Source organism: Niallia nealsonii, assembly GCF_002835805.1.
Classification (GTDB): domain Bacteria; phylum Bacillota; class Bacilli; order Bacillales; family Cytobacillaceae; genus Niallia; species Niallia nealsonii.
This window is the reverse complement of the sequence record NZ_PISE01000007.1, coordinates 82,264-104,758: the sequence shown is the minus strand read 5'-3', so window position 1 is coordinate 104,758 and position 22,495 is coordinate 82,264. Positions and strand designations below refer to the sequence as shown.

Genomic DNA, 22,495 nt, shown 5'->3' with positions numbered 1-22,495 from the left:
ATCGAGGACTTAACTAAAAGAAAAGCGGAAGAAGCCCGCTTAAATCGATAGGATGTTGGAACTCGCAAGAAGAAGTCGTTCTTTGACTTCGTACGAGTGAGTGAAACAGCCGTACGATTTGGCTTCTGCAGCTGGACAAAACAAATGATTACTCATTCTTTCTTCTTACACATAATCTAGTTTTGAGGGAATAACTCTCTAAACAAATAAATAGTCTGGTGGCGATAGCGAGAAGGTCACACCCGTTCCCATACCGAACACGGAAGTTAAGCTTCTCAGCGCCGATGGTAGTTGGGGGCTCTCCCCCTGTGAGAGTAGGACGTCGCCAGGCAAAAAAAGAGTTAAAAACATAATTGTTTTTAACTCTTTTTTTGTAGATTTTTATAAATAATTAAAATATTTATAAAAATTAAAACTTCCATCATTGAGGATTTTTCACGTCCCTCAATGGTTGTTATTAAGCCAATCAGACCTTTACTCAGAAAGCTTCTACCCACCTAGGTTTCTCATTTTCTCTTATCATCCCTTAGGTGGGGAGCGAAAAGACCCGTTAATGCGTGATAAATAAAAAGCGTTAATTACTATGCTATGCTTTAAGGCGAAATTATAGGAAATCCCAACATTCTAGGCGATCAGTTTTATTGATATGCTCCTTGGAAGTTCGAGGATGTAAAACAAAACGTAGAAAAGAGATTTTACTGATACAGCTGACAAAATAAAGGGATCAAGCAGCCTTTTTTATAAAGCTAGAAGCGAGGTTAACGGAAAAATCGGCAGTTACAAAAATGTTGCATTTATAAAAACTGAAAAGAAATAATAGTATGTTGCTATCATTCCGTAATGATTTGATAAAGAGTATAAAAGACGCATATAATAATGAAAATGCATGGTATCTGAAATAATGATAAACGTTTTACAATGATTCTGTGAATGAAGTTAAGGAGGGAGTTAGGTACAAAAAGTATTAGATAAAAAAGGTACATAAATAGCCTCAATACTATTTTTTTGAAATTAAAGTACAATTGCTTAGAAAGCCTATAAAGATCCCTCTTTCATTTTTTAGAGATTTTCCACAATCAGCCCCTTCCAATGTTTACTTCCTTATCTATAGGCAATTATAATAGTAATGCCTGCTGGCCTTTCTTACATACTATTTAAAATAGCAATATTAAAGAGGAAATGGAAGTGAATTAATTGTTAGCAAATAGTGTTACAATGGTTATAATTATACTGCTTATCAATATTGTTTACGTATCTTTTTTCACAATCAGAATGATTTTAACTTTAAAGGGACAAAGATATTTAGCGGCAGCATTAAGCGCTGTAGAAGTGGTTATTTATGTAATAGGATTGGGGTTAGTATTAGATAACCTAGATCAAATCCAAAACTTAATAGCTTATGCAGTAGGTTATGCAATTGGAGTAATTGTAGGCATGAAAATAGAAGAAAAATTAGCATTGGGTTATATAACTGCAAATGTTATTACAAATGCTTATGATCATGATTTGCCTAAAGCGTTAAGAGAACAAGGTTATGGTGTGACAAATTGGGCTGCACACGGCTTAGAAGGGGATCGAATGGCTCTGCAAATTTTAACTCCTAGAAAATATGAACTCCGTTTATATGAAACAATAAAAAAAATTGACCCAAAAGCATTTATTATTGCATACGAACCAAAAACTATATACGGGGGCTTTTGGGTAAAAAGTGTTAAGAAAGGAAAATTATTTCATGGCTCAAAAAATGAAGTATGAAGTGCAAGAAGATGAAACCGTGATAGAATGTTTAGATCGTATAAAAAAAGATGGATATACACCCATTAAAAGAGTAGAAAAGCCTATATTTAAAGAAGTAATAAAAAGTGGATTAAAAACATATGAGCCCATTTCAAGTAAAATTATTTTTGAAGCAGTGAAGATTGATTAGTAAATCACGAACATTAAATGTAAAGAAAGTTTAATTGTTCGATTTTTCTTATTGACAATTTATGAAATTGCTTGTTAATATGATATAGTGCTAAACAAATAAAAAAACAAATTTAAAAATTTAATAGCCCTCATATAATATTGGGAATATGGCCCATAAGTTTCTACCCAGCAACCGTAAATTGCAGGACTATGAGGGAAAGTGAATGATGCCGGCGAAAGAAAATACCTTGTTTTTATTTTCTTTCTATTAGCCCTAGACAGATACTTTCTCTCATAAGTAGAAGCATCTGACTAGGGCTTTTTATATGTAATTTATGTATCAGGAGGGAAAAGATGACAGCTCAAATTGGCGTTATCATGGGAAGTAAATCAGATTGGGAAACAATGAAACATGCATGTGACATTCTAGATCAGCTTGAAGTGAGCTATGAGAAAAAAGTAGTTTCAGCACATCGAACTCCTGATTTAATGTTTAAATATGCAGAAGAAGCAAGAGATAAAGGCATTAAAGTGATTATTGCAGGAGCGGGAGGAGCGGCGCATTTGCCAGGTATGGTTGCAGCAAAAACAACATTGCCGGTTATTGGTGTACCTGTTCAGTCAAAAGCGCTAAATGGTCTAGATTCTCTATTGTCGATTGTTCAAATGCCAGGAGGAGTACCAGTTGCAACGGTGGCAATTGGCAAAGCAGGTGCAATAAATGCGGGACTGCTGGCAGCACAAATGCTTGGCACAACAGACCTTGCATTGGCAGAAAAACTTAATCGATTGAGAGAAAAAACGAAAAATGAGGTTATAGAAAGTAGTGATGAGCTTGTCTAATTCAATGATTCTGCCAGGTCAAACAATTGGTATCATTGGCGGTGGGCAATTAGGAAGAATGATGGCACTAGCGGCAAAGGCACAAGGCTTTCGAATTGCAGTCTTAGATCCGGTGGAAGATTCTCCTTGTGGGCAAGTAGCCGATTATAAAATAGTCGATGCATATGATAGTATTACTGCAATACAGGAACTGTCAAAGGTAAGTGACGTTATTACGTACGAATTTGAAAACATCGATGCTGCTGCATTAGATTGGCTGAAAAAAAATGCGAATGTGCCTCAAGGATCAGAATTATTGGAAATTACACAAGATCGCATCAAAGAAAAACAGGCTATAGAGCAAGCGGGCGTTAAAGTAGCTCCATACAAAATCATTGAAGAGCCTGTGGATATTAGAGAAGGTTTATCTGAATTAGGCTATCCAGCTGTTTTAAAAACAGCTCGTGGAGGTTATGATGGAAAAGGCCAATATGTTATAAAGGAAAGCAGTCAAATTGAAGAGGCGGAATTGCTGTTAAACAATGGTCCTTGTGTATTAGAGAGCTGGATTCCATTTGAGAAAGAAATATCGGTTATCGTTACAAGAAGCCAAAAAGGCGAAAACACTGTTTTTCCTGTAAGTGAGAATATTCATATCAATAATATTTTACATGAGTCCATTGTTCCTGCAAGAATAACTGAATATGCAAAAGAATTAGCGATTGAAAAAGCGAATAAATTAGCAGAGTTTCTAAATTTAACAGGTACATTGGCTGTTGAAATGTTCTTAGCAGCAAACGATGAAATTTATATTAATGAGTTGGCTCCAAGACCACATAACTCAGGACATTATACAATTGAGGCTTGTGAAACTTCTCAATTTGAACAGCATATCCGGGCTATCTGCAATTGGCCACTTGCTAGTACTAGACTACTAAGACCTGCTGTAATGGTTAATATTTTAGGGGAACATCAAGAGAAGATTATCAACAAAATAGGGGACCTTCAAGATTGGAAAATCCATCTATATGGAAAAGAAGATCCCAAGGAAAAAAGAAAAATGGGGCATGCAACATTGCTTCGGTCATCTGTTGAAATTGCTTTAGATGAAATCGAAAATACTAACATATGGAATTTACAGACAGAAAAAATCGGAGGATAAGAGATGATCGATCGTTACACAAGACCAGAAATGGGTAATATTTGGACAGAACAAAATCGTTTTCAAGCATGGCTAGAAGTAGAAATACTTGCATGTGAAGCATGGGTAAAACTAGGAGAAATTCCAGAAGAAGATGTAAAAAAAATTCGTGAAAATGCTTCTTTTGATATCAACCGAATTCAAGAAATTGAGCAAGACACAAGACATGACGTAGTTGCTTTTACAAGAGCAGTTTCAGAGACGCTTGGGGAAGAAAGAAAATGGGTGCACTATGGGTTAACTTCTACAGATGTTGTAGATACAGCACTTTCTTACTTGATTAGACAGGCGAATGAAATTATTTTAAAGGATATCGAAAGCTTCATTGAAGTATTAAAAAATAAGGCACAAGAGCATAAATATACCGTAATGATGGGACGTACACATGGGGTACACGCAGAACCAACTACTTTTGGTTTAAAATTAGCTTTATGGCATGAAGAAATGAAGCGGAATTTAGAAAGATTTAAAGCTGCTGCTGCTGGCATCGAATACGGTAAAATTTCAGGTGCAGTAGGAACTTATGCAAATATTGATCCATTTGTTGAACAATATGTATGTGAACAATTAGGTTTAAAACCAGCACCAATTTCAACACAAACATTACAGCGTGATCGCCATGCTGATTATATGTCAACACTTGCATTAATTGCTAGTTCCATTGAAAAGTTTGCAGTAGAAATTCGTGGGCTTCAAAAAAGTGAAACAAGAGAAGTAGAAGAATTCTTCGCAAAAGGCCAAAAAGGTTCTTCTGCAATGCCGCATAAACGCAATCCAATCGGTTCAGAAAATATGGCTGGTCTTGCAAGAGTTATTCGTGGATATATGCTAACTGCATATGAAAATGTTCCATTATGGCATGAAAGAGATATTTCTCATTCTTCCGCAGAACGCATTATCATCCCAGATGCAACGATTGCTCTAAATTACATGTTAAATCGCTTTAGCAATATCGTAAAGAATCTAACTGTATATCCGGAAAATATGAAACGAAATATGGACCGTACTTTAGGTTTAATTTATTCACAACGTGTATTGCTTGCTCTAATTGACAAAGGTTTAACAAGAGAAGAAGCATATGATACGGTACAGCCGAGAGCAATGGAATCATGGGAAAAACAAGTTCCTTTCCGTGAACTTGTTGATGCAGATGAATTGATTTCTTCTAAGCTGACAAAAGAAGAAATTGATGACTGCTTCGATTATCATTTCCATATTAAACATGTTGATACAATTTTCACCCGTCTTGGTCTATAAAAAAAATAATGCTGGACTCTCTCCCAAATGAGGGAGGTCTAGCAGTTCAAAAATTTTGAATCATGCTAAAATTGAGTTTATAGATTTTCGTTTTATCCCTAATTTTTTTGATAAGGAGACTCTTCAAATGGAAAAGAGAGCTTTATTGTATGAAGGAAAAGCAAAAAGAGTATACGGAACCGATGATGAAAATATTGTTTGGTTAGAATATAAGGACTCTGCAACAGCTTTTAATGGCGAAAAAAAAGCGGATATAACTGGAAAAGGCCGCTTAAATAATGAAATTACTAGTTTATTATTTTTAAAGTTACAAGAATTAGGAATTCAGTCTCACTTTGTGGAAAGAATTTCTGAAACAGAACAGTTGGTTAAAAAAGTAAGCATTATTCCATTAGAGGTAGTTGTAAGGAATGTTGCAGCAGGCAGTTTTTCAAAAAGATTAGGAATAAAAGAGGGACTACCGTTATCAAAGCCGATTGTTGAATTTTATTATAAAGATGATGCACTAGGCGATCCGCTAATTATCGAGGCCCATATCGAAGAGCTAAAACTTGCTGAGGCAGAAGAAGTTGAGTTGCTGAAGAAGAAAGCATTAGAAGTAAACGGCGTGTTAAGCAAATTTTTCTCAGCATTAGGCATTCAATTAATAGACTTTAAATTAGAGTTTGGGAAAGATAAAAATGGTGAGGTTCTTCTTGCAGATGAAATATCGCCTGATACTTGCCGACTTTGGGATAAAAATACAAATGAAAAACTAGATAAAGATGTTTTTCGCAGAGATTTAGGAAATTTAACAGAAGCATATGAGAATATCTTAACAAGATTAGGGGGACAACAACATGTTTAAAGTTAAAGTATATATCACATTAAGAGAGAGTGTATTAGATCCACAGGGGAATGCTGTAAAAGGTTCTCTTCATTCTTTAGAGTATAAGGAAGTAAGTGATGTACGTATTGGTAAATACTTAGAACTCACAATTGAAAAGTCAGAAAGAAATGTGGATGAAATAGTAAAAGAAATGTGCGAAAAATTATTAGCTAATACAGTAATTGAAGACTATAGCTATGAGATTGAGGAGGTTGTTGCACTGTGAAATTCGCAGTAATCGTATTTCCAGGATCCAATTGTGATGTCGACATGTTCCATGCAATTAAGGATGAGTTAGGGGAAGAAGTAGAATACGTATGGCATGATACTGAAAGCTTGGAAGGGTTTGACGGAATTCTACTGCCAGGCGGATTCTCATATGGAGATTATTTGCGTACTGGTGCAATTGCAAGATTCAGTAATGTGATGAAAGAAGTTATAAAAGCTGCTGAAGCTGGAAAACCAGTATTGGGTGTGTGTAATGGATTTCAAATTTTATTAGAGGCAGGACTTCTACCAGGTGCTATGAGAAGAAATGACAGTCTAAAATTTATTTGCCGTCCTGTGGAATTAAAGGTAGCAAACAATCAATCGATGTTTTCTTCCGTGTATAAGGAAGAAGAAGTGATAACTATTCCTATCGCACATGGTGAAGGAAACTACTATTGCGATGAGGAAACACTTGCTAAATTACAAGAAAATAATCAAATTATTTTTACTTACAATGGTATAAATCCAAACGGAAGTTTAGAAAATATTGCAGGAATTACGAATGAAAAGGGAAATGTCCTTGGAATGATGCCACACCCTGAAAGAGCTGTCGATGAACTATTAGGTGGAGCAGATGGTCTGAAAATATTCCAATCAATCGTTAAACAGTGGAGGGAAGCAAATGTCGTTAATGCTTGAGCCAAGTCCAGAACAAATTAAAACAGAAGAAATTTACAAACAGATGGGTGTAACGGACGAAGAATTTGCGATGGTGGAGAAAATTCTAGGCCGACTTCCTAATTATACAGAGACTGGATTGTTCTCTGTTATGTGGTCTGAACATTGCAGCTATAAAAATTCAAAACCTGTCCTAAAAAAATTCCCAACAACAGGTCCACAAGTATTACAAGGTCCTGGAGAAGGAGCGGGAATTGTAGATATTGGTGATGGTCAAGCGGTTGCTTTCAAAATTGAAAGCCACAACCATCCATCAGCAATTGAACCATATCAAGGGGCTGCAACAGGAGTAGGCGGAATTATTCGTGATGTATTCTCTATGGGTGCAAGACCGATTGCTATTCTTAACTCTTTGCGTTTTGGTGAATTAGATAATGAACGTACAAAATATTTATTTAAAGAAGTAGTAGCAGGGATTGCAGGATATGGAAACTGTATTGGGATTCCAACAGTTGGTGGAGAAATAGCATTTGACAGTTCTTATGCTGGCAACCCACTTGTTAATGCAATGTGTGTAGGATTAATCAAACATGAAGATATTAAAAAGGGGCAAGCACATGGTGTCGGTAATACAGTAATGTATGTTGGTGCCAAAACTGGCCGAGATGGCATCCATGGAGCAACGTTTGCTTCGGAGGAATTAACAGAGAATTCCGATGAAAAACGTCCAGCAGTTCAAGTTGGGGATCCATTTATGGAAAAATTGCTGTTAGAAGCATGTTTAGAATTAATTCAATCAGATGCATTAGTAGGAATTCAGGATATGGGAGCAGCAGGTCTTGCAAGTTCAAGTGCAGAAATGGCAAGTAAAGCTGGTTCTGGAATTGAAATGAACTTAGATTTAGTGCCTCAGCGTGAAACAGGGATGACAGCATATGAAATGATGCTTTCTGAATCACAAGAACGTATGTTGATTGTTGTCAAAAAAGGAAGAGAACAAGAAATAAAAGATCTTTTCTATAAATACGATTTAGAAGCAGTGTCAATTGGAGTAGTAACAGATGATAAAATGCTTCGTCTTCTTCATAAAGGGGAAGTAGTGGCAAATGTTCCTGCTGATGCATTAGCAGAAGATGCTCCAGTTTATCATAAGCCATCAAGTGAACCAAAATATTTCCGAGAGTTCCAAGAAATGGAAAATGTTATTCCTGCCGTTGAAAGCTATGGAGAAACTTTAACTAATTTATTAAAGCAGCCAACTATTTCAAGCAAAGAATGGGTTTATGATCAATATGATTATATGGTTCGCACAAATACGGTAGTAGCTCCTGGTTCTGACGCAGCCGTTGTTCGCATTCGCGATACGAAAAAAGCATTAGCGATGACAACAGACTGTAACGCTCGTTATCTATACCTTGATCCAGAAACAGGCGGAAAAATTGCCGTTGCTGAAGCAGCAAGAAATATTATATGTTCTGGTGGAGAACCTTTAGCGATTACAGATAACTTAAATTTTGGTAATCCAGAAAAGCCAGAAATCTTCTGGCAAATTGAAAAAGCAGCAGATGGCATTAGTGAAGCATGTCTTGCTCTAAATGCACCAGTAATTGGTGGAAATGTATCTTTATACAATGAAACAAATGGAACAGCAATTTATCCAACACCAGTAATTGGGATGGTTGGTTTAATAAAAGATACAGACCATATTACAACACAAGCATTTAAAGAATCAGGAGATATTATTTATCTTCTTGGAGAAACTAAGCAAGAGTTTGGCGGAAGTGAACTGCAGAAGATGGTAGAAGGTTCTATTTTCGGAAAAGCTCCTGAATTAGATTTGGAAAAAGAAAAAGCGTATCAAGCTATGGTATTAGAAGCAATTCGTGCAGGTGTAGTGGAATCAGCGCATGATTTAGCAGAAGGCGGCTTAGCGGTTGCAGCTGCTGAAAGTTTATTTGGATCTAAAGGATTAGGTGCTGATATTAAAGTGGATGGAACACCAGCTGCAGCATTATTCAGTGAGACACAATCAAGATTCCTACTTTCTGTGAAACCTGAAAACAAAGAAAAATTCGAACAACTAGTTTCTGCACAATTAATTGGAGAAGTAACAAACACAGCCACACTTACTATTAGCCAAGGGGAAAATATTCTGATTAATGAGCAGGTAGACTCATTAGAAGCTGCCTGGAGAGGAGCAATTCCATGCTTGCTGAAATAAGAGGCTTAAATGAAGAATGTGGAGTATTTGGTGTTTGGGGACATGAAGATGCTGCACAAGTAACTTATTATGGTCTTCATAGCCTGCAGCATCGAGGTCAAGAAGGTACAGGCATTGTTTCAACAGATGGAAAAAAGCTAAAAGGAATGAAAGGGGAAGGTTTAGTTTCAGAAATATTCACTCCAGAAGCAATGAGTGAATTAACTGGAAAAGCTGCTATTGGTCATGTGCGTTATGCAACAGCAGGCGGCGGGGGCTATGAGAATGTTCAGCCTTTACTATTTCATTTCCAAAGCGGCAGTATGGCACTTGCTCATAATGGGAATTTAGTTAATGCAACAGGCTTAAAAAGCCAATTAGAAGCACAAGGCAGCATTTTTCAAACAAGTTCTGATACAGAAGTTGTGGCTCATCTAATTAGAAGAGGCGGATTTCAAGCATTTAATGAGCGTGTGAAAAATGCGCTGACAATGGTGAAAGGTGCATATGCTTTCTTAATTATGACAGAGACAGAACTAATGGTTGCACTAGATCCAAATGGAATGAGACCACTTTCTTTAGGCAAATTAGGGGATGGTTATGTAGTAGCATCGGAAACATGTGCATTTGATGTAGTAGGTGCTGAATTTATCCGTGATGTTTTACCTGGAGAGTTATTGATTATTGATGATAATGGTTTCCGTTCTGAAATGTTTTCTGTAGCATCTAATAATGCGATGTGCACAATGGAATATGTTTATTTTTCCAGACCTGACAGCAATATTAATGGCATAAATGTTCACACAGCCCGCAAAAACCTTGGGAAACGTCTTGCAATTGAAGCTCCAATAGAGGCAGATGTTGTAACAGGGGTACCAGATTCCAGCATTTCTGCAGCGATTGGTTACGCAGAAGCTACAGGTATTCCATATGAATTAGGATTGATTAAAAACCGTTATGTAGGAAGAACATTTATCCAGCCTTCCCAATCATTAAGAGAACAAGGGGTTAAAATGAAACTTTCCCCTGTTCGTGGTGTTGTAGAAGGAAAACGGGTTATTATGGTGGATGATTCTATCGTTCGTGGTACTACAAGCAAACGAATTGTAACAATGCTTCGTGAAGCTGGTGCAACAGAAGTGCATGTATTAATTAGTTCACCACCAATTAAAAATCCATGTTTCTATGGAATTGATACATCGACAAAAGAAGAACTGATTGCCTCAAAATATTCTGTGGAAGAGCTCCGCGAATTAATTGGAGCAGATTCTTTAATATTCTTAAGCACTGAAGGAATGATTGATGCAATTGGCAGAACCGATGAAGGGGAAACAAAAGGGCATTGTTTAGCATGCTTTACAGGAAAATACCCTACAGAAATTTACCCATCGACACTGCATCCATATGAAAAAGTGTAATAGGTGGAATGGTTTATAGAAAAAAGAAAAAGCGGCATGTTAGGATGTCGCTTTTCTTTTGAAAAAATACTCTAGCAGGAAGAGTTTTTTTAGCTGCAAAAAATGGAATAATACGAAATTTGGATTTGTTTTAATCATAGGAGGATTAAGATGGCTGAAGCTTATAAACAGGCAGGAGTTAATATTGAAGCAGGATATGAAGCTGTAACAAGAATGAAAAAACATGTAAAGAAAACAATGAGACCAGGTGTTATGGGCGGACTTGGCGGATTTGGCGGTATGTTTGATTTATCTGTTTTAAATTTGAAAAATCCTGTATTAGTTTCGGGAACAGATGGTGTTGGAACAAAATTAATGCTTGCATTTATGATGGACAGACATGATACCATTGGAATTGATGCTGTGGCAATGTGTGTAAATGATATTGTTGTACAAGGAGCAGAACCAATTTATTTCCTTGATTATATTGCTTGTGGAAAAGCAGAGCCAGCAAAAATTGAAGCAATTGTTAAAGGAATTGCAGAAGGCTGTGAGCAAGCTGGCAGTGCCTTAGTTGGTGGAGAAACAGCTGAAATGCCTGGGATGTATAGTGAAGAAGAGTATGATTTAGCAGGGTTTGCTGTTGGTGCTTGTGAAAAAGACCAATTGATTACAGGGGAGAATATCAAGCCTGGGGATGTATTGATTGGACTAGCTTCAAGTGGCATTCACAGCAATGGTTATTCATTAGTTAGAAAACTATTTTTAGAGGAAGCAAAAATGTCTCTAACTGATTATGTGGATGAATTGGGATGCACATTAGGAGAAGAATTGTTGAAACCGACGAAAATTTATGTGAAATCTGTATTGTCTGCACTAAAGCAATTCGAAATTAAAGGACTAGCTCATATTACTGGTGGCGGATTCATAGAAAATATCCCAAGAATGTTAAAAGATGGATTAGGGATGGAACTTTATGAAAGCAACTGGGAAGTGCCAGCAGTTTTTGAATTAATGCAATCCATTGGAAAACTAGAGCGTCAAGAAATGTATAATATCTTTAATATGGGAACAGGAATGGTTGTAGCTGTAGATCAAGCAGTAGAAGAAGAGGCTTTAGCTCATTTTGCTAGTATTGGAGAAAAAGCATATACAATTGGCAAAGTGACAGGAGACGGAGAAATCAATATCGTCTTGAAATAATAGCGGAGGAAATGAAATGAAGAATATTGCTATTTTTGCATCAGGCAGTGGATCGAATTTTCAAGCAATCGTTGACGCTGTGGAAAAAAAAGAAATACAGGCAAATATTAGATTATTGGTTTGTGACAAACAGGAAGCTTACGTAATTGAAAGAGCAAAACAACATGGTATCCCTTCGTTTGTGTTTACTGCAAGTGACTATGTAAGTAAACATGAGTTTGAACAAGCTATATTAAAAGAATTACAGGCTAATGAGATAGAACTGATTATATTAGCTGGTTATATGCGTTTAATTGGTGAAACGCTTTTGAAATCATATTCGCAAAGAATAGTCAATATTCATCCTTCCTTACTTCCGCAGTTTCCGGGAAAAGATGCGATTGGACAAGCACTAACAGCAGGAGTGCAGCAAACAGGTGTAACCGTACATTATGTAGATGAAGGGATGGATACAGGTCCTATTATTGCACAGCAAGAAATTAGCATTGCAGCTAATGAAACAAAAGAAAGTCTGCAAGAAAAAATTCATGCATTGGAACATGTGCTTTATCCTAAAACGATTAAAACCATTATTTAGCAAGAACAGGGAACTCTAACGATTCCATGTTATGAAACTGGCAAAAATGCGTTAAATATTAATTTTTGGGGGAAAAACAACATGAAAAAAAGGGCGTTAATAAGCGTATCGGACAAAACGGGTATTACAGATTTTGCAAAAGAACTTCATGAATTAGGATATGAGCTAATTTCAACGGGCGGTACAAAAAAGGCTATTCAAGACAGCGGCATTCCTGTATTAAGTGTAAGTGATGTAACAGGATTTCCTGAAATTTTAGAAGGCCGAGTGAAAACATTAAATCCATATATTCATGGCGGCTTGCTTGCGAAATTTGACGAACCAAGTCATCAAGAGCAATTAAATGAACATAAAATTGATCCAATTCAGATTGTTTGTGTGAATCTTTATCCTTTCCAAGAGACAATTGCCAAACCAGATGTAACAGTCGAAGATGCGATTGAAAATATTGATATTGGCGGACCGACTATGCTTCGTGCTTCGGCGAAAAACCATCAGTATGTAACAGTAGTAGTTGATCCTAGCGATTATGCTACAGTTGTGAAAGAATTAAAAAGCAAGGACGAAGTAACCTTTGACACAAGACGCAGACTTGCTGCAAAGGTATTCCGCCATACAGCTAGCTATGATGCGATGATTGCACAATATATGACAGAATTAACAGAAGAAAGTACGCCGGAGAAACTAACAGTAACCTATGAATTAGCACAATCATTGCGCTATGGTGAAAATCCTCATCAAAAAGCAGCGTTTTACCGAAGACCACTAGGTTCGGCTTTTTCGATAGCAAATGCAAAGCAGTTACATGGCAAAGAATTATCTTACAATAATATTAATGATGCTGATGCAGCTATTCAAATTGTAAAAGAATTTAAAGAACCTGCAGCAGTAGCTATAAAACATAGCAATCCTTGCGGAGTAGGAACAGGATCTGATATTTTTACGGCCTTTTCAAAAGCATTTGCAGCAGATCCAGTTTCTATTTTTGGCGGCATTATTGCATTAAATAGAGAAGTTGATGCTGAAACAGCGAAAAAACTTCATGAAATTTTCTTAGAAATTATCATCGCTCCATCTTTCTCTGAAGAAGCATTAACTATTTTGAAAGGGAAAAAGAACTTGCGTTTGCTGACAATTCCTTTTGATGCTCTAAATACAAAAGAAATGAAATTTACTTCTATTGAAGGCGGATTGCTTACACAGGACTTTGACTGTTACACATTAGACGATGCAACAATTTCTATTCCGACAGAAAAGAAACCAACAGATGAGGAATGGGAAGCTTTAAAATTCGGTTGGAAAATTGTAAAACATGTTAAATCGAATGCTATCGTTGTTAATGATAAAGATATGACATTAGGTATTGGGGCAGGACAAATGAATCGTGTTGGCGCAGCGAAAATTGCGTTAGAACAAGCTGGTGAAAAAAGTGTTGGAGCAGTTCTTGCTTCGGATGCATTTTTCCCAATGGATGATACGGTAGAAGCTGCTGCTAAAGCTGGAATCACAGCGATTATTCAAACAGGCGGAAGTATTAGAGATGAAGATTCTATTAAAAAAGCTAACGAATATGGAATTGCGATGGTCTTAACAGGAGTAAGACATTTCAAACATTAAGGATAAGCTGGAGGATGGAAAATAGATGAAAGTACTTGTTATTGGGCGCGGCGGCAGAGAACATGCAATTTGTACAAAGATAAAGGAAAGCAATCAAGTAGATACCATTTTTGCAGCACCTGGAAATGTAGGGATGATAGATGTGGCAGAACGTATCGCAATTGAAGAAACGGAAGCAGAAAAATTAGTTGATTTTGCTTTAACAAATAAAGTAGATTTAACGATTGTTGGTCCGGAAGTTCCTTTGCTTCTAGGAGTAGTAGATAAATTTGAGGCAGCTGGCTTAAAGGTATTTGGTCCAAGACAGAAAGCTGCTGAAATCGAAGGCAGCAAATCTTTCGCAAAAGATATTATGAAAAAGTACGATATTCCTACAGGAGATTATGCAACTTTCTCTAATTATGAGGATGCAAAAGCTTATATTCAAGAAAAGGGTGCACCAATTGTTATTAAAGCAGACGGTTTAGCCGCAGGTAAAGGTGTAACAGTTGCATTGACTTTGGAGGAAGCATTAGCAAGTATTGAAGAGATGCTAGTAGAAGAGAAGTTTGGCAGTGCATCTGCAACGATTGTTGTGGAAGAATTTTTAGCGGGCGAGGAATTTTCGTTAATGTCTTTTGTTAATGGAGAGACAGTTATTCCTTTAGAGATTGCCCAAGATCATAAACGTGCATTTGATGGAGATCAAGGACCTAATACTGGTGGAATGGGAGCATATTCTCCAGTTCCTCATATCTCTGAAAGCATTGTTCAAACAGCAATTGAAACGGTTGTAAAGCCAACTGCTAAGGCGCTTGTACAAGAAGGAAGATCATTTACAGGTGTGTTATATGCGGGATTAATTGCAACAGATCAAGGACCAAAAGTAATTGAATTTAATGCGAGGCTTGGAGATCCAGAAACACAAGTTGTTCTTCCTAGAATGAAATCTGATCTGGTAAGTGTATTACTAGCTGTGCTAGATGGAGAAGTTCCTGAAATCGAATGGCATGAGGAAGATATGCTTGGTGTTGTAATTGCATCAAAGGGTTATCCTGAGGACTATGAAAAAGGCGCAGTAATTAGAGGATTAGAAAAAATGGAAGATGTGTCTATTTTTCATGCTGGGACAAATGTAAATGAAGCTGGCGAGTTCGTTACAGATGGCGGCCGTGTTCTGCTTGTAGCAGCTAAAAGCAGAACCTTAAAAGAGGCGCAGACAAAAGTCTATGCACAATTAGAAAAATTAGACAGCGATGGCATATTTTATCGCCATGATATTGGATTTAAGGCAATAAAGTAATGTTTTAAAAACCCTATGTCATAATGAAAATAGAACCAGACTAATTACTCTTGTAATTAGTCTGGTTTTTTATTAATCTTTTTTCATATCCTCTGGAGAAAATATTTTCTCTGGATTAAAATCTTCCATTATTTTTGCCACTTCTTTTGAAGAAGATGCCTCCACATGATCATTTTTTTTCTTTATTTCGTGATTATAATTTTGTGTAGAATGCACCTGTTTATTTGGAGGAAATTCTTCTTTTTTATCATATAATGCAACAAGTGGACAATATCGGACAATACCCTCTGCAATTTTCATGCCAGCGAGTAAAGCTATCCATAAATAGGATTGATTATGAGGCTTTTTTGATAATTTTGCTGTGCTCCACGCTAAGAAAGTGAAACCACATGTAATACGAATTAATGCATTAATTAAACTAATATTTGGTTTTGGATTCAAAATAAATCTCTCCTTTGTAAATTTTATGAAAAATTTCTATAATAAAGGAATATTATTGGTAAGATTCCCTTTTATAGATTAAAATTGAATATAAAATAAACATAAAAGTAAAAAAACAGAAATAGATTATTTTAAAAAATAAACAAAAACAAATGGTGAAACAAAATAAAACAGACTAAAACAAAAAGGGGGAAATCATAAATGTTAGATCAACGTTATCGCTGGAAAAGCAAAATTTTAAGAAACCATGTTGCTGTACTTAATGGTGAAAAATCGCCAACCATTATTCTCAAAGATGCTACCTACTTAAACCAAACTCTTCGCAAATGGATAGTTGCAAATATATGGATATTAGAAGATCGTATTGTATATGTTGGCAAAGATATGCCAGAAATGATCAACCAATCTGAAATAGTTGACTGTAAAAATCAACTTCTTGTACCAGGATATATAGAACCGCATGCGCATCCTTTTCAAATTTATAATCCCCTAACACTTGCACAATATACATCACAGTTTGGGACGACAACATTAGTAAATGATAACCTTATGTTAGCTATGCATTTAGATAAAAAGAAAGCGTTTACTTTAATGGATCTTATGCAAGAGATTCCATCAACTATTTACTGGTGGTGCCGATATGATTCACAGACAGAATTAGAGGATGAAGAAATGGTATTTTCACATAGCAATGTGAAAAATTGGATTCAACATGATGCCGTTTTGCAAGGAGGAGAATTAACGGCGTGGCCGAAGCTTTTGGCCGGAGATGATATGATGCTGCACTGGATGCAAGAAACGAAAAGAATGCGTAAGAAAATCGAAGGCCACTTTCCAGGTGCATCTGAAAAAACATTGGCAAAGATGATGCTTTTAGGTGTTGATTCTGACCACGAAGCAATGATAGGGAAGGAAGTGCTTGACCGCCTGCTTCAAGGATATATGGTTTCGTTGCGATATTCTTCGATTCGTCCGGATTTGCCAAGATTATTAGATGAAATTCATCATTTAGGGATAGATCAATATGATAAATTTATGTTAACAACAGATGGCTCGCCTTCTTATTTTTATGAACAAGGTCATATCGATCAATTGATTCGCATAGCTTTGAAAAAAGGAGTTCCAGTGGTTGATGCCTATAATATGGCGACAATTAATATTGCTAAATACTATCATTTGGAGCATCTTCATGGAAATATTGCAACAGGCAGAGTTGCTAATATTAATTTTTTAACAAGCAAAGAAAACCCTACTCCTATTTCTGTATTGGCAAAAGGTGTGTGGGTGAAAAGGGATGGAAAGGAAGTAGAAGGTATATATCCAACTATTGAGTGGAAAGATTGCGGATTAAATCCAATGCAAATCAATTGGGATTTAAGTTATAATGATATGCAATTCTCTATGCCTTTTGGAATTAAATTGGAAAATTCAGTTATTACAAAACCTTACTCTATTTCAATGAATGTATCAGGCAATAAATTATCTGAGGAACATGACGAATGTTTTTTTATGCTATTAGATAGGCAAGGTAAATGGAGAATCAACACTTTATTAAAAGGGTTTTCTAATGCAATTGGTGGATTGGCCAGTTCTTATACAGGCGATGGAAATATTATTTTATTAGGAAAAGATCAAAGTGATATGATGAAAGCTTTTAATCGATTAAAGGGGATTGGTGGGGGAATTGTACTCATTAAAGATGGAAGGATATTGATAGAACTTTCTCTTCCCTTAAAAGGATTGATGGCAGACATACCATTAATGAATCTAATAACAAAAGAAAAAGATTTGATTAAAATTATAAAAGAGCTAGGTTTTGTATATGAGGATCCTATTTATACTTTAGCATTTTTTTCTGCGACACATTTGCCATATATAAGAATTACACAAAAAGGATTGTATGATGTATTAAATAAAAATGTACTCTTTCCAGCAATAATGCGTTAAAATATAAAAGAGTATATTTGTTAAATTGGAATTTTCAGAAAATGCTGCAGTGGTTAAGAAAAAACTTGTTTATTATAGTAGAGAAGTTTTGAAAGCACTATTTAAAACCGGTATAGAGGTCTTAGAAATAGGAGGGCGTATGAAGAAAAGTATTATTTTTCTTTTTATGACAGTTCTTTTAACAGCATGCAGCGATGATCCAAAAAAGGTTAACGGAAATAATGAAAATCAACAAAGCAGCAATATCAGTAACGAACAACAAGAAAGTGAAGAGTTGGCATATACATATCCGCTGACAGGTTTGAAAAGCAAAAAGGAAAGTTCAAATCGAGCAATTGGTGTGATGATTAATAATCACCCTGCTGCAAGACCACAGTCTGGTTTATCGCAAGCAGATATTGTGTATGAAGTTTTAGCTGAAGGGGATATCACAAGATTTCTTGCTATATTTCAAAGTGAAAAGCCAAAATTAATTGGTCCTGTGCGAAGTTCACGAGACTATTATATTGAACTTGCAAAAGGATATGATACATTATATATTGCCCATGGCTACAGTCCAGAGGCAAAAAAGCTTTTAACAAATGGATATATTAATAATTTAAATGGCATGCAGTATGATGGAACCCTGTTTAAAAGAGCCTCATACCGAGTAGCTCCCCATAATTCTTATATTAGCTACAGCAACATTTTAAAGGGAGCAGAGCAAAAACAATATCGCCTAAATAAATCACCAGACAACCTTTTATTCATTAAAAAGGCTGATTTAGATAAAATAGCTGGGGAAGAGTCAAGTGCTGTTTCTGTTAAATTTAGTTCAGATGCTACGTACAATTCTCAGTTCAAATACAACAGTGATTCACAGAAATATTTGCGGTACTCCAATGGAGAACAAACAGTAGAGTACGAAACAAAATCTCCTGTTGCAGTAGACAATGTTTTTATCCTTGAGGCAAAACATTCTATTGTAGATAAAAAAGGAAGAAGAGAAGTAGATTTAACTTCAGGAGGAAAAGGCTACTTATTGCAAAAGGGCAAATGGAGAGAAGTAGAATGGAAAAATATAAATGGACGAATTCTTCCATTTGATAACAATAAACAGGCAGGGTTGGTTCCTGGAAAGACATGGATAGATATTATACCTTCTAATCTTGGACTGAATGCAGCCGTTTCTTTTGAAACAAGATAAAATTTAATGGAACTTTGTGGAGGTATGAAAAAATGCAAATTGATAAACTAAGAGGAAAAGAATTGGACCAATTATTTAAGTCCATTCTCTCATTAGAAAATTTAGAAGAATGTTATTTATTTTTTGACGATCTTTGCACAGTAAATGAGATTCAATCATTGTCCCAACGCCTTGAAGTTGCCAGAATGCTAAGAGAAGGAAATACGTATCATATGATAGAAAAAGAAACTGGTGCCAGTACTGCAACGATTTCTCGGGTAAAAAGATGTTTGAATTATGGCAATGATGCCTATGAAATGGCTTTAGATAGAATTAAAGAAGAAGAAAAAGCAACTGAATAGTGAGATAATGAAAAAGAGCAGGAAGGCTAATAATCCTGCTCTTTTATTATGCCAATTTATATTGAGGGACTATTTAAGAAATAAAAGAATAAATAAAGTTTTTTTAGTTTAGTCAGCCAAATGAAAAAAGAATGAAACCTTTATCTTTATTAATCGTCCTATTAGTGTAAATATTATGGAGATTTACACGCAATATTAGGGAAAAATGATTATAGTTTATCAAGAGAATCTGGAACAAATTCTATCTTTCTTTTTGGAATATATTTATATAGAAATTAACCATTGTGTATTCTTTTTAGATAGTAGCACTAGTGCTATAATGGTTTAATGTAATGGTAGAATGGAGGAAGTATGCATGTATGATGTTCAAAATTGGCGTCATGTTTTTAAATTAGATCCAAATAAAGAAATATCAGATAAGAACTTGGAAAGAATATGCGAGTCCGGTACAGATGCAATTATCGTTGGCGGAACAGATGGAGTAACATTGGAAAATGTTTTAAGCATTATGTCAAGAGTTCGCCGATATACGATACCTTGTGTTTTAGAAATCTCTTCAATTGAATCTGTTACACCAGGTTTTGATTTATATTTTGTCCCAACTGTTTTAAATAGTACGAATACATCATGGGTGACAGGGTTGCATCAAAAAGCAGTTAAAGAGTATGGAGAAATCATGAATTGGGATGAATTCTTGATGCAAGGTTATTGTATTCTAAATAAAGAGTGTAAAGCGGCTAATGTAACAGAAGCAAATACGGAATTGTCGAAAGAGGATGTTGCGGCATTTGCGATGATGGCAGAAAAAATGTTCCATTTGCCGATTTTTTATGTGGAATACAGTGGAACCTATGGGAATCCAGAGATGGTGAAGGCTGCGAAAAAGCATTTAATAAATACTACACTTTTTTATGGTGGAGGAATTAAAAACTTGCAAGAAGCAGAAGAAATGGCAAGTATTGCTGATGTAATAGTGGTAGGAAATATCATTTACACGGATATTGATGCAGCACTAAGTACTGTTCATATAAAAAGATAGTTTTTATTGAACTTCAAAGTAGGAAAAACTAAAATAGAATATATGTTCTTATGGTGGTGAAAATATGCAATTTTTAACAGACAAAATATTAAATGGTTTAAATCCTGAACAAAAACTTGCTGTAAAAGCGACAGATGGTCCTCTGTTAATCATGGCAGGAGCAGGAAGTGGAAAAACACGGGTACTGACGCAAAGAATTGCTTATTTAATGGTAGAAAAAGGAGTAAATCCTTATAATATTCTAGCAATTACGTTTACAAATAAGGCCTCAAAAGAAATGAGGCAGAGAATTGCATCTGTTTTAGGTGGAGCGAGTGAAGATATATGGATTTCCACCTTTCACTCTATGTGTGTAAGAATTTTAAGAAAAGATATCGATAGAATTGGATATAACCGCAATTTTACGATACTAGATACGACAGATCAGCTTTCTGTTATTAAAGGAATTCTTAAAGACCGCAATCTTGATCCGAAAAAAAATGATCCCAGGGCAATTCTTGGAAGCATCAGCTCAGCGAAAAATGAGCTCATTACGGCAGAGGAGTTTGCTAAGACTGCTGGTGATTACTACTCTCAAACAGTAAGTGATGTATATACAGAGTATCAAAAAAGACTACGCAAAAATCAAGCCTTAGACTTCGATGATTTAATTATGCAAACCATCCATCTTTTTCAAAGAGTTCCTGAGGTATTAGAGTATTATCAGCGGAAATTTCAATATATCCATGTAGATGAATATCAAGATACCAATAGATCCCAATATTTTTTGGTTAAACAATTGGCAAGCAGATTCCGCAATCTTTGTGTTGTTGGGGATTCGGATCAATCCATCTATGCATGGCGCGGTGCAGATATTACAAATATTCTATCCTTTGAGAAAGATTATCCGAATGCAAAGGTTGTAATGTTAGAGCAAAATTATCGTTCGACAAAAACAATTTTAAGTGCTGCGAATAAAGTAATCGGAAATAATAGTGGCCGAAAAGATAAAAATCTTTGGACGGAAAATGAAGAAGGCAATAAAATCTACTATTACCGTGCAGACAGTGAACAAGGAGAAGCCCAATTTGTTATCGGGAAAATTCAAGAATTAAGAAGAGAAACTTCCTTAAGTCTATCGGAGATTGCTATCCTTTATCGCACAAATGCTCAATCCCGTGTTATGGAGGAAATGCTTTTAAAAGCAAATATTGAATATTCCATTGTTGGTGGGATAAAGTTCTATGACAGAAAAGAAATTAAAGATATATTAGCTTATTTGCGGTTAATTGCAAATCCAGATGACGATATTAGTTTGCAGCGTGTCATTAATGTACCAAAAAGAGGCATCGGTTCTAGTTCTATTGATAAAATTTCAAATTTTGCAGGAATGCATGATATGTCTATGTACCAAGCGCTTGATGCTATTGAGTTAATAGGATTGAGCCCGAAAATTACCAAGGCGGCAACGGAATTCCGCAATTTAATTCGGCAATACAGTGAGATGCAAGAGTATCTATCTGTTACAGAATTGGTGGAAGAAGTAATTGAGAAATCTGGCTATGAGGAAATGCTAAAAGCAGAGAAATCAATTGAAGCACAGAGTCGTTTGGAAAATATTGAGGAGTTTTTATCTGTTACGAAAAACTTTGAAAGCGCAAATGATGATAAATCATTAATTGCCTTTTTAACAGATCTTGCCCTTGTTGCTGATATTGATAAGCTGGACGAAGATGGAAAAGAGGCAGATTCTGTCGTTCTTATGACCCTTCATTCAGCAAAAGGATTAGAGTTTCCTGTTGTTTTTCTAATTGGATTGGAAGAGGGCGTTTTTCCACATTCCCGATCACTGATGGAAGAAGCAGAAATGGAAGAAGAAAGGCGCTTGGCCTACGTGGGCATTACAAGAGCAGAAAAGCATTTATATTTAACGAATGCACAAATGAGAACACTTTTTGGACGAACAAATATGAATCCACCTTCAAGGTTTGTAAAAGAAATTCCAGAAGAGTTATTGGAAGGAATTATGCCGCAGACTAGGAGAAGTAATAGTTCTTTGAATAACTCAAGCAACAGCTCTTATAATCGTTCTCCGCAAGCTGCCAGAAAAGCAGTGATTCGTCCTGCCACTACAACAACTGGGGGCGAGGGAATTGATTGGAACGTTGGCGATAAGGCCGCACATGGAAAATGGGGCGTTGGAACAGTTGTTAGTGTAAAAGGAGAGGGAGACTCTAAAGAACTTGATATTGCTTTTCCAAGTCCAGTAGGAATTAAAAGACTATTGGCGAAGTTTGCGCCAATTCAAAAAACATAACGGATTTTATAATAAGTGTAAGTAA

The 22,495-nt window shown here is 35.9% G+C and carries 20 protein-coding genes, 1 rRNA gene and 1 riboswitch; of the genes, 20 read left to right on the top strand and 1 reads right to left on the bottom strand.

Going from position 1 to position 22,495, the window contains the following annotated elements:
- The first annotated feature begins 214 nt into the window (after positions 1 to 214).
- The 15 genes from rrf to purD all read left to right on the top strand — a co-directional run bounded on the left by rrf (position 215) and on the right by purD (position 15,220).
- Positions 215 to 331: ribosomal RNA gene (gene rrf / locus CWS01_RS03425) — 5S ribosomal RNA — on the top strand.
- 884 nt (positions 332 to 1,215) lie between these two features.
- On the top strand, positions 1,216 to 1,755 hold the full coding sequence (locus CWS01_RS03420; protein WP_168714353.1) for a DUF2179 domain-containing protein: 540 nt from the start codon (positions 1,216 to 1,218) through the stop codon (positions 1,753 to 1,755).
- Entirely contained in the window at positions 1,733 to 1,927 is a 195-nt protein-coding gene (locus CWS01_RS03415) for an NETI motif-containing protein (protein ID WP_101175646.1), read from the top strand. Before CWS01_RS03420 ends, CWS01_RS03415 begins: the two co-directional genes overlap by 23 nt.
- Positions 1,928 to 2,037: 110 nt before the next feature.
- Positions 2,038 to 2,139: riboswitch (purine riboswitch) on the top strand.
- 123 nt (positions 2,140 to 2,262) lie between these two features.
- Positions 2,263 to 2,751 (top strand): 5-(carboxyamino)imidazole ribonucleotide mutase, encoded by a 489-nt coding sequence (gene purE / locus CWS01_RS03410; protein ID WP_101175645.1) that lies wholly within the window; start codon positions 2,263 to 2,265, stop codon positions 2,749 to 2,751.
- Complete coding sequence (gene purK / locus CWS01_RS03405; protein ID WP_193603749.1) at positions 2,738 to 3,892, top strand: 5-(carboxyamino)imidazole ribonucleotide synthase; 1,155 nt, start codon at positions 2,738 to 2,740, stop codon at positions 3,890 to 3,892. Before purE ends, purK begins: the two co-directional genes overlap by 14 nt.
- A 3-nt stretch (positions 3,893 to 3,895) precedes the next feature.
- Complete coding sequence (gene purB, locus CWS01_RS03400) at positions 3,896 to 5,188, top strand: adenylosuccinate lyase (protein WP_101175644.1); 1,293 nt, start codon at positions 3,896 to 3,898, stop codon at positions 5,186 to 5,188.
- A gap of 127 nt (positions 5,189 to 5,315) precedes the next feature.
- On the top strand, positions 5,316 to 6,035 hold the full coding sequence (gene purC / locus CWS01_RS03395) for a phosphoribosylaminoimidazolesuccinocarboxamide synthase (protein WP_101175643.1): 720 nt from the start codon (positions 5,316 to 5,318) through the stop codon (positions 6,033 to 6,035).
- Positions 6,028 to 6,282 (top strand): phosphoribosylformylglycinamidine synthase subunit PurS, encoded by a 255-nt coding sequence (gene purS / locus CWS01_RS03390; RefSeq protein ID WP_101175642.1) that lies wholly within the window; start codon positions 6,028 to 6,030, stop codon positions 6,280 to 6,282. Before purC ends, purS begins: the two co-directional genes overlap by 8 nt.
- Positions 6,279 to 6,965, top strand: coding sequence for a phosphoribosylformylglycinamidine synthase subunit PurQ (gene purQ, locus CWS01_RS03385; RefSeq protein ID WP_101175641.1), 687 nt, complete (start codon positions 6,279 to 6,281; stop codon positions 6,963 to 6,965). Before purS ends, purQ begins: the two co-directional genes overlap by 4 nt.
- Positions 6,949 to 9,165 (top strand): phosphoribosylformylglycinamidine synthase subunit PurL, encoded by a 2,217-nt coding sequence (gene purL, locus CWS01_RS03380; RefSeq protein ID WP_101175640.1) that lies wholly within the window; start codon positions 6,949 to 6,951, stop codon positions 9,163 to 9,165. Before purQ ends, purL begins: the two co-directional genes overlap by 17 nt.
- Complete coding sequence (purF, locus tag CWS01_RS03375; protein ID WP_101175639.1) at positions 9,150 to 10,562, top strand: amidophosphoribosyltransferase; 1,413 nt, start codon at positions 9,150 to 9,152, stop codon at positions 10,560 to 10,562. Before purL ends, purF begins: the two co-directional genes overlap by 16 nt.
- Positions 10,563 to 10,712: 150 nt before the next feature.
- Entirely contained in the window at positions 10,713 to 11,744 is a 1,032-nt protein-coding gene (purM, locus tag CWS01_RS03370; RefSeq protein WP_101175638.1) for a phosphoribosylformylglycinamidine cyclo-ligase, read from the top strand.
- Positions 11,745 to 11,760: 16 nt separating this feature from the next.
- Positions 11,761 to 12,321, top strand: a complete 561-nt coding sequence (gene purN, locus CWS01_RS03365) for a phosphoribosylglycinamide formyltransferase (RefSeq protein WP_101175637.1) — start codon at positions 11,761 to 11,763, stop codon at positions 12,319 to 12,321.
- Between the two features lie 81 nt (positions 12,322 to 12,402).
- The gene (purH, locus tag CWS01_RS03360) at positions 12,403 to 13,938 is read left to right on the top strand and encodes a bifunctional phosphoribosylaminoimidazolecarboxamide formyltransferase/IMP cyclohydrolase (RefSeq protein ID WP_101175636.1); all 1,536 of its coding nucleotides are present in this window, start codon (positions 12,403 to 12,405) and stop codon (positions 13,936 to 13,938) included.
- A gap of 25 nt (positions 13,939 to 13,963) precedes the next feature.
- The gene (purD, locus tag CWS01_RS03355) at positions 13,964 to 15,220 is read left to right on the top strand and encodes a phosphoribosylamine--glycine ligase (protein ID WP_101175635.1); all 1,257 of its coding nucleotides are present in this window, start codon (positions 13,964 to 13,966) and stop codon (positions 15,218 to 15,220) included.
- A gap of 72 nt (positions 15,221 to 15,292) precedes the next feature.
- On the opposite strand, the gene CWS01_RS03350 is transcribed toward purD, so the two are convergent.
- Positions 15,293 to 15,661: a YgaP family membrane protein gene (locus CWS01_RS03350; RefSeq protein ID WP_101175634.1), complete on the bottom strand. Its 369-nt coding sequence runs from the start codon at positions 15,659 to 15,661 to the stop codon at positions 15,293 to 15,295.
- A 201-nt stretch (positions 15,662 to 15,862) separates the two neighbouring features.
- Between CWS01_RS03350 and CWS01_RS03345 the strand changes: the two genes are divergently transcribed.
- From CWS01_RS03345 to pcrA, 5 genes are all read left to right on the top strand, one after another.
- Positions 15,863 to 17,608 carry an adenine deaminase C-terminal domain-containing protein gene (locus CWS01_RS03345; protein WP_101175633.1) on the top strand — a complete coding sequence of 582 codons (1,746 nt, stop codon included), beginning with the start codon at positions 15,863 to 15,865 and terminating at the stop codon, positions 17,606 to 17,608.
- Between the two features lie 139 nt (positions 17,609 to 17,747).
- Positions 17,748 to 18,794, top strand: coding sequence for a DUF3048 domain-containing protein (locus CWS01_RS03340; RefSeq protein WP_101175651.1), 1,047 nt, complete (start codon positions 17,748 to 17,750; stop codon positions 18,792 to 18,794).
- A 32-nt stretch (positions 18,795 to 18,826) separates the two neighbouring features.
- A complete protein-coding gene (locus CWS01_RS03335) occupies positions 18,827 to 19,135 on the top strand; it encodes a YerC/YecD family TrpR-related protein (RefSeq protein WP_101175632.1) in 309 nt (102 codons plus the stop codon).
- A 355-nt stretch (positions 19,136 to 19,490) separates the two neighbouring features.
- The gene (gene pcrB, locus CWS01_RS03330) at positions 19,491 to 20,174 is read left to right on the top strand and encodes a heptaprenylglyceryl phosphate synthase (RefSeq protein ID WP_101175631.1); all 684 of its coding nucleotides are present in this window, start codon (positions 19,491 to 19,493) and stop codon (positions 20,172 to 20,174) included.
- Positions 20,175 to 20,238: 64 nt separating this feature from the next.
- Positions 20,239 to 22,470, top strand: a complete 2,232-nt coding sequence (pcrA, locus tag CWS01_RS03325; protein ID WP_101175630.1) for a DNA helicase PcrA — start codon at positions 20,239 to 20,241, stop codon at positions 22,468 to 22,470.
- Positions 22,471 to 22,495 lie beyond the last annotated feature (25 nt).

What these genes read in the sequence shown, in the direction of transcription:
- CWS01_RS03420 (WP_168714353.1), top strand. Translation starts at nt 1,216, where the DNA reads ATGGTTATAATTATACTGCTTATCAATATTGTTTACGTATCTTTTTTC.
- CWS01_RS03415 (WP_101175646.1), top strand. Translation starts at nt 1,733, where the DNA reads ATGGCTCAAAAAATGAAGTATGAAGTGCAAGAAGATGAAACCGTGATA.
- purE (WP_101175645.1), top strand. Translation starts at nt 2,263, where the DNA reads ATGACAGCTCAAATTGGCGTTATCATGGGAAGTAAATCAGATTGGGAA.
- purK (WP_193603749.1), top strand. Translation starts at nt 2,738, where the DNA reads ATGAGCTTGTCTAATTCAATGATTCTGCCAGGTCAAACAATTGGTATC.
- purB (WP_101175644.1), top strand. Translation starts at nt 3,896, where the DNA reads ATGATCGATCGTTACACAAGACCAGAAATGGGTAATATTTGGACAGAA.
- purC (WP_101175643.1), top strand. Translation starts at nt 5,316, where the DNA reads ATGGAAAAGAGAGCTTTATTGTATGAAGGAAAAGCAAAAAGAGTATAC.
- purS (WP_101175642.1), top strand. Translation starts at nt 6,028, where the DNA reads ATGTTTAAAGTTAAAGTATATATCACATTAAGAGAGAGTGTATTAGAT.
- purL (WP_101175640.1), top strand. Translation starts at nt 6,949, where the DNA reads ATGTCGTTAATGCTTGAGCCAAGTCCAGAACAAATTAAAACAGAAGAA.
- purF (WP_101175639.1), top strand. Translation starts at nt 9,150, where the DNA reads ATGCTTGCTGAAATAAGAGGCTTAAATGAAGAATGTGGAGTATTTGGT.
- purM (WP_101175638.1), top strand. Translation starts at nt 10,713, where the DNA reads ATGGCTGAAGCTTATAAACAGGCAGGAGTTAATATTGAAGCAGGATAT.
- purN (WP_101175637.1), top strand. Translation starts at nt 11,761, where the DNA reads ATGAAGAATATTGCTATTTTTGCATCAGGCAGTGGATCGAATTTTCAA.
- purH (WP_101175636.1), top strand. Translation starts at nt 12,403, where the DNA reads ATGAAAAAAAGGGCGTTAATAAGCGTATCGGACAAAACGGGTATTACA.
- purD (WP_101175635.1), top strand. Translation starts at nt 13,964, where the DNA reads ATGAAAGTACTTGTTATTGGGCGCGGCGGCAGAGAACATGCAATTTGT.
- CWS01_RS03345 (WP_101175633.1), top strand. Translation starts at nt 15,863, where the DNA reads ATGTTAGATCAACGTTATCGCTGGAAAAGCAAAATTTTAAGAAACCAT.
- CWS01_RS03340 (WP_101175651.1), top strand. Translation starts at nt 17,748, where the DNA reads ATGAAGAAAAGTATTATTTTTCTTTTTATGACAGTTCTTTTAACAGCA.
- CWS01_RS03335 (WP_101175632.1), top strand. Translation starts at nt 18,827, where the DNA reads ATGCAAATTGATAAACTAAGAGGAAAAGAATTGGACCAATTATTTAAG.
- pcrB (WP_101175631.1), top strand. Translation starts at nt 19,491, where the DNA reads ATGTATGATGTTCAAAATTGGCGTCATGTTTTTAAATTAGATCCAAAT.
- pcrA (WP_101175630.1), top strand. Translation starts at nt 20,239, where the DNA reads ATGCAATTTTTAACAGACAAAATATTAAATGGTTTAAATCCTGAACAA.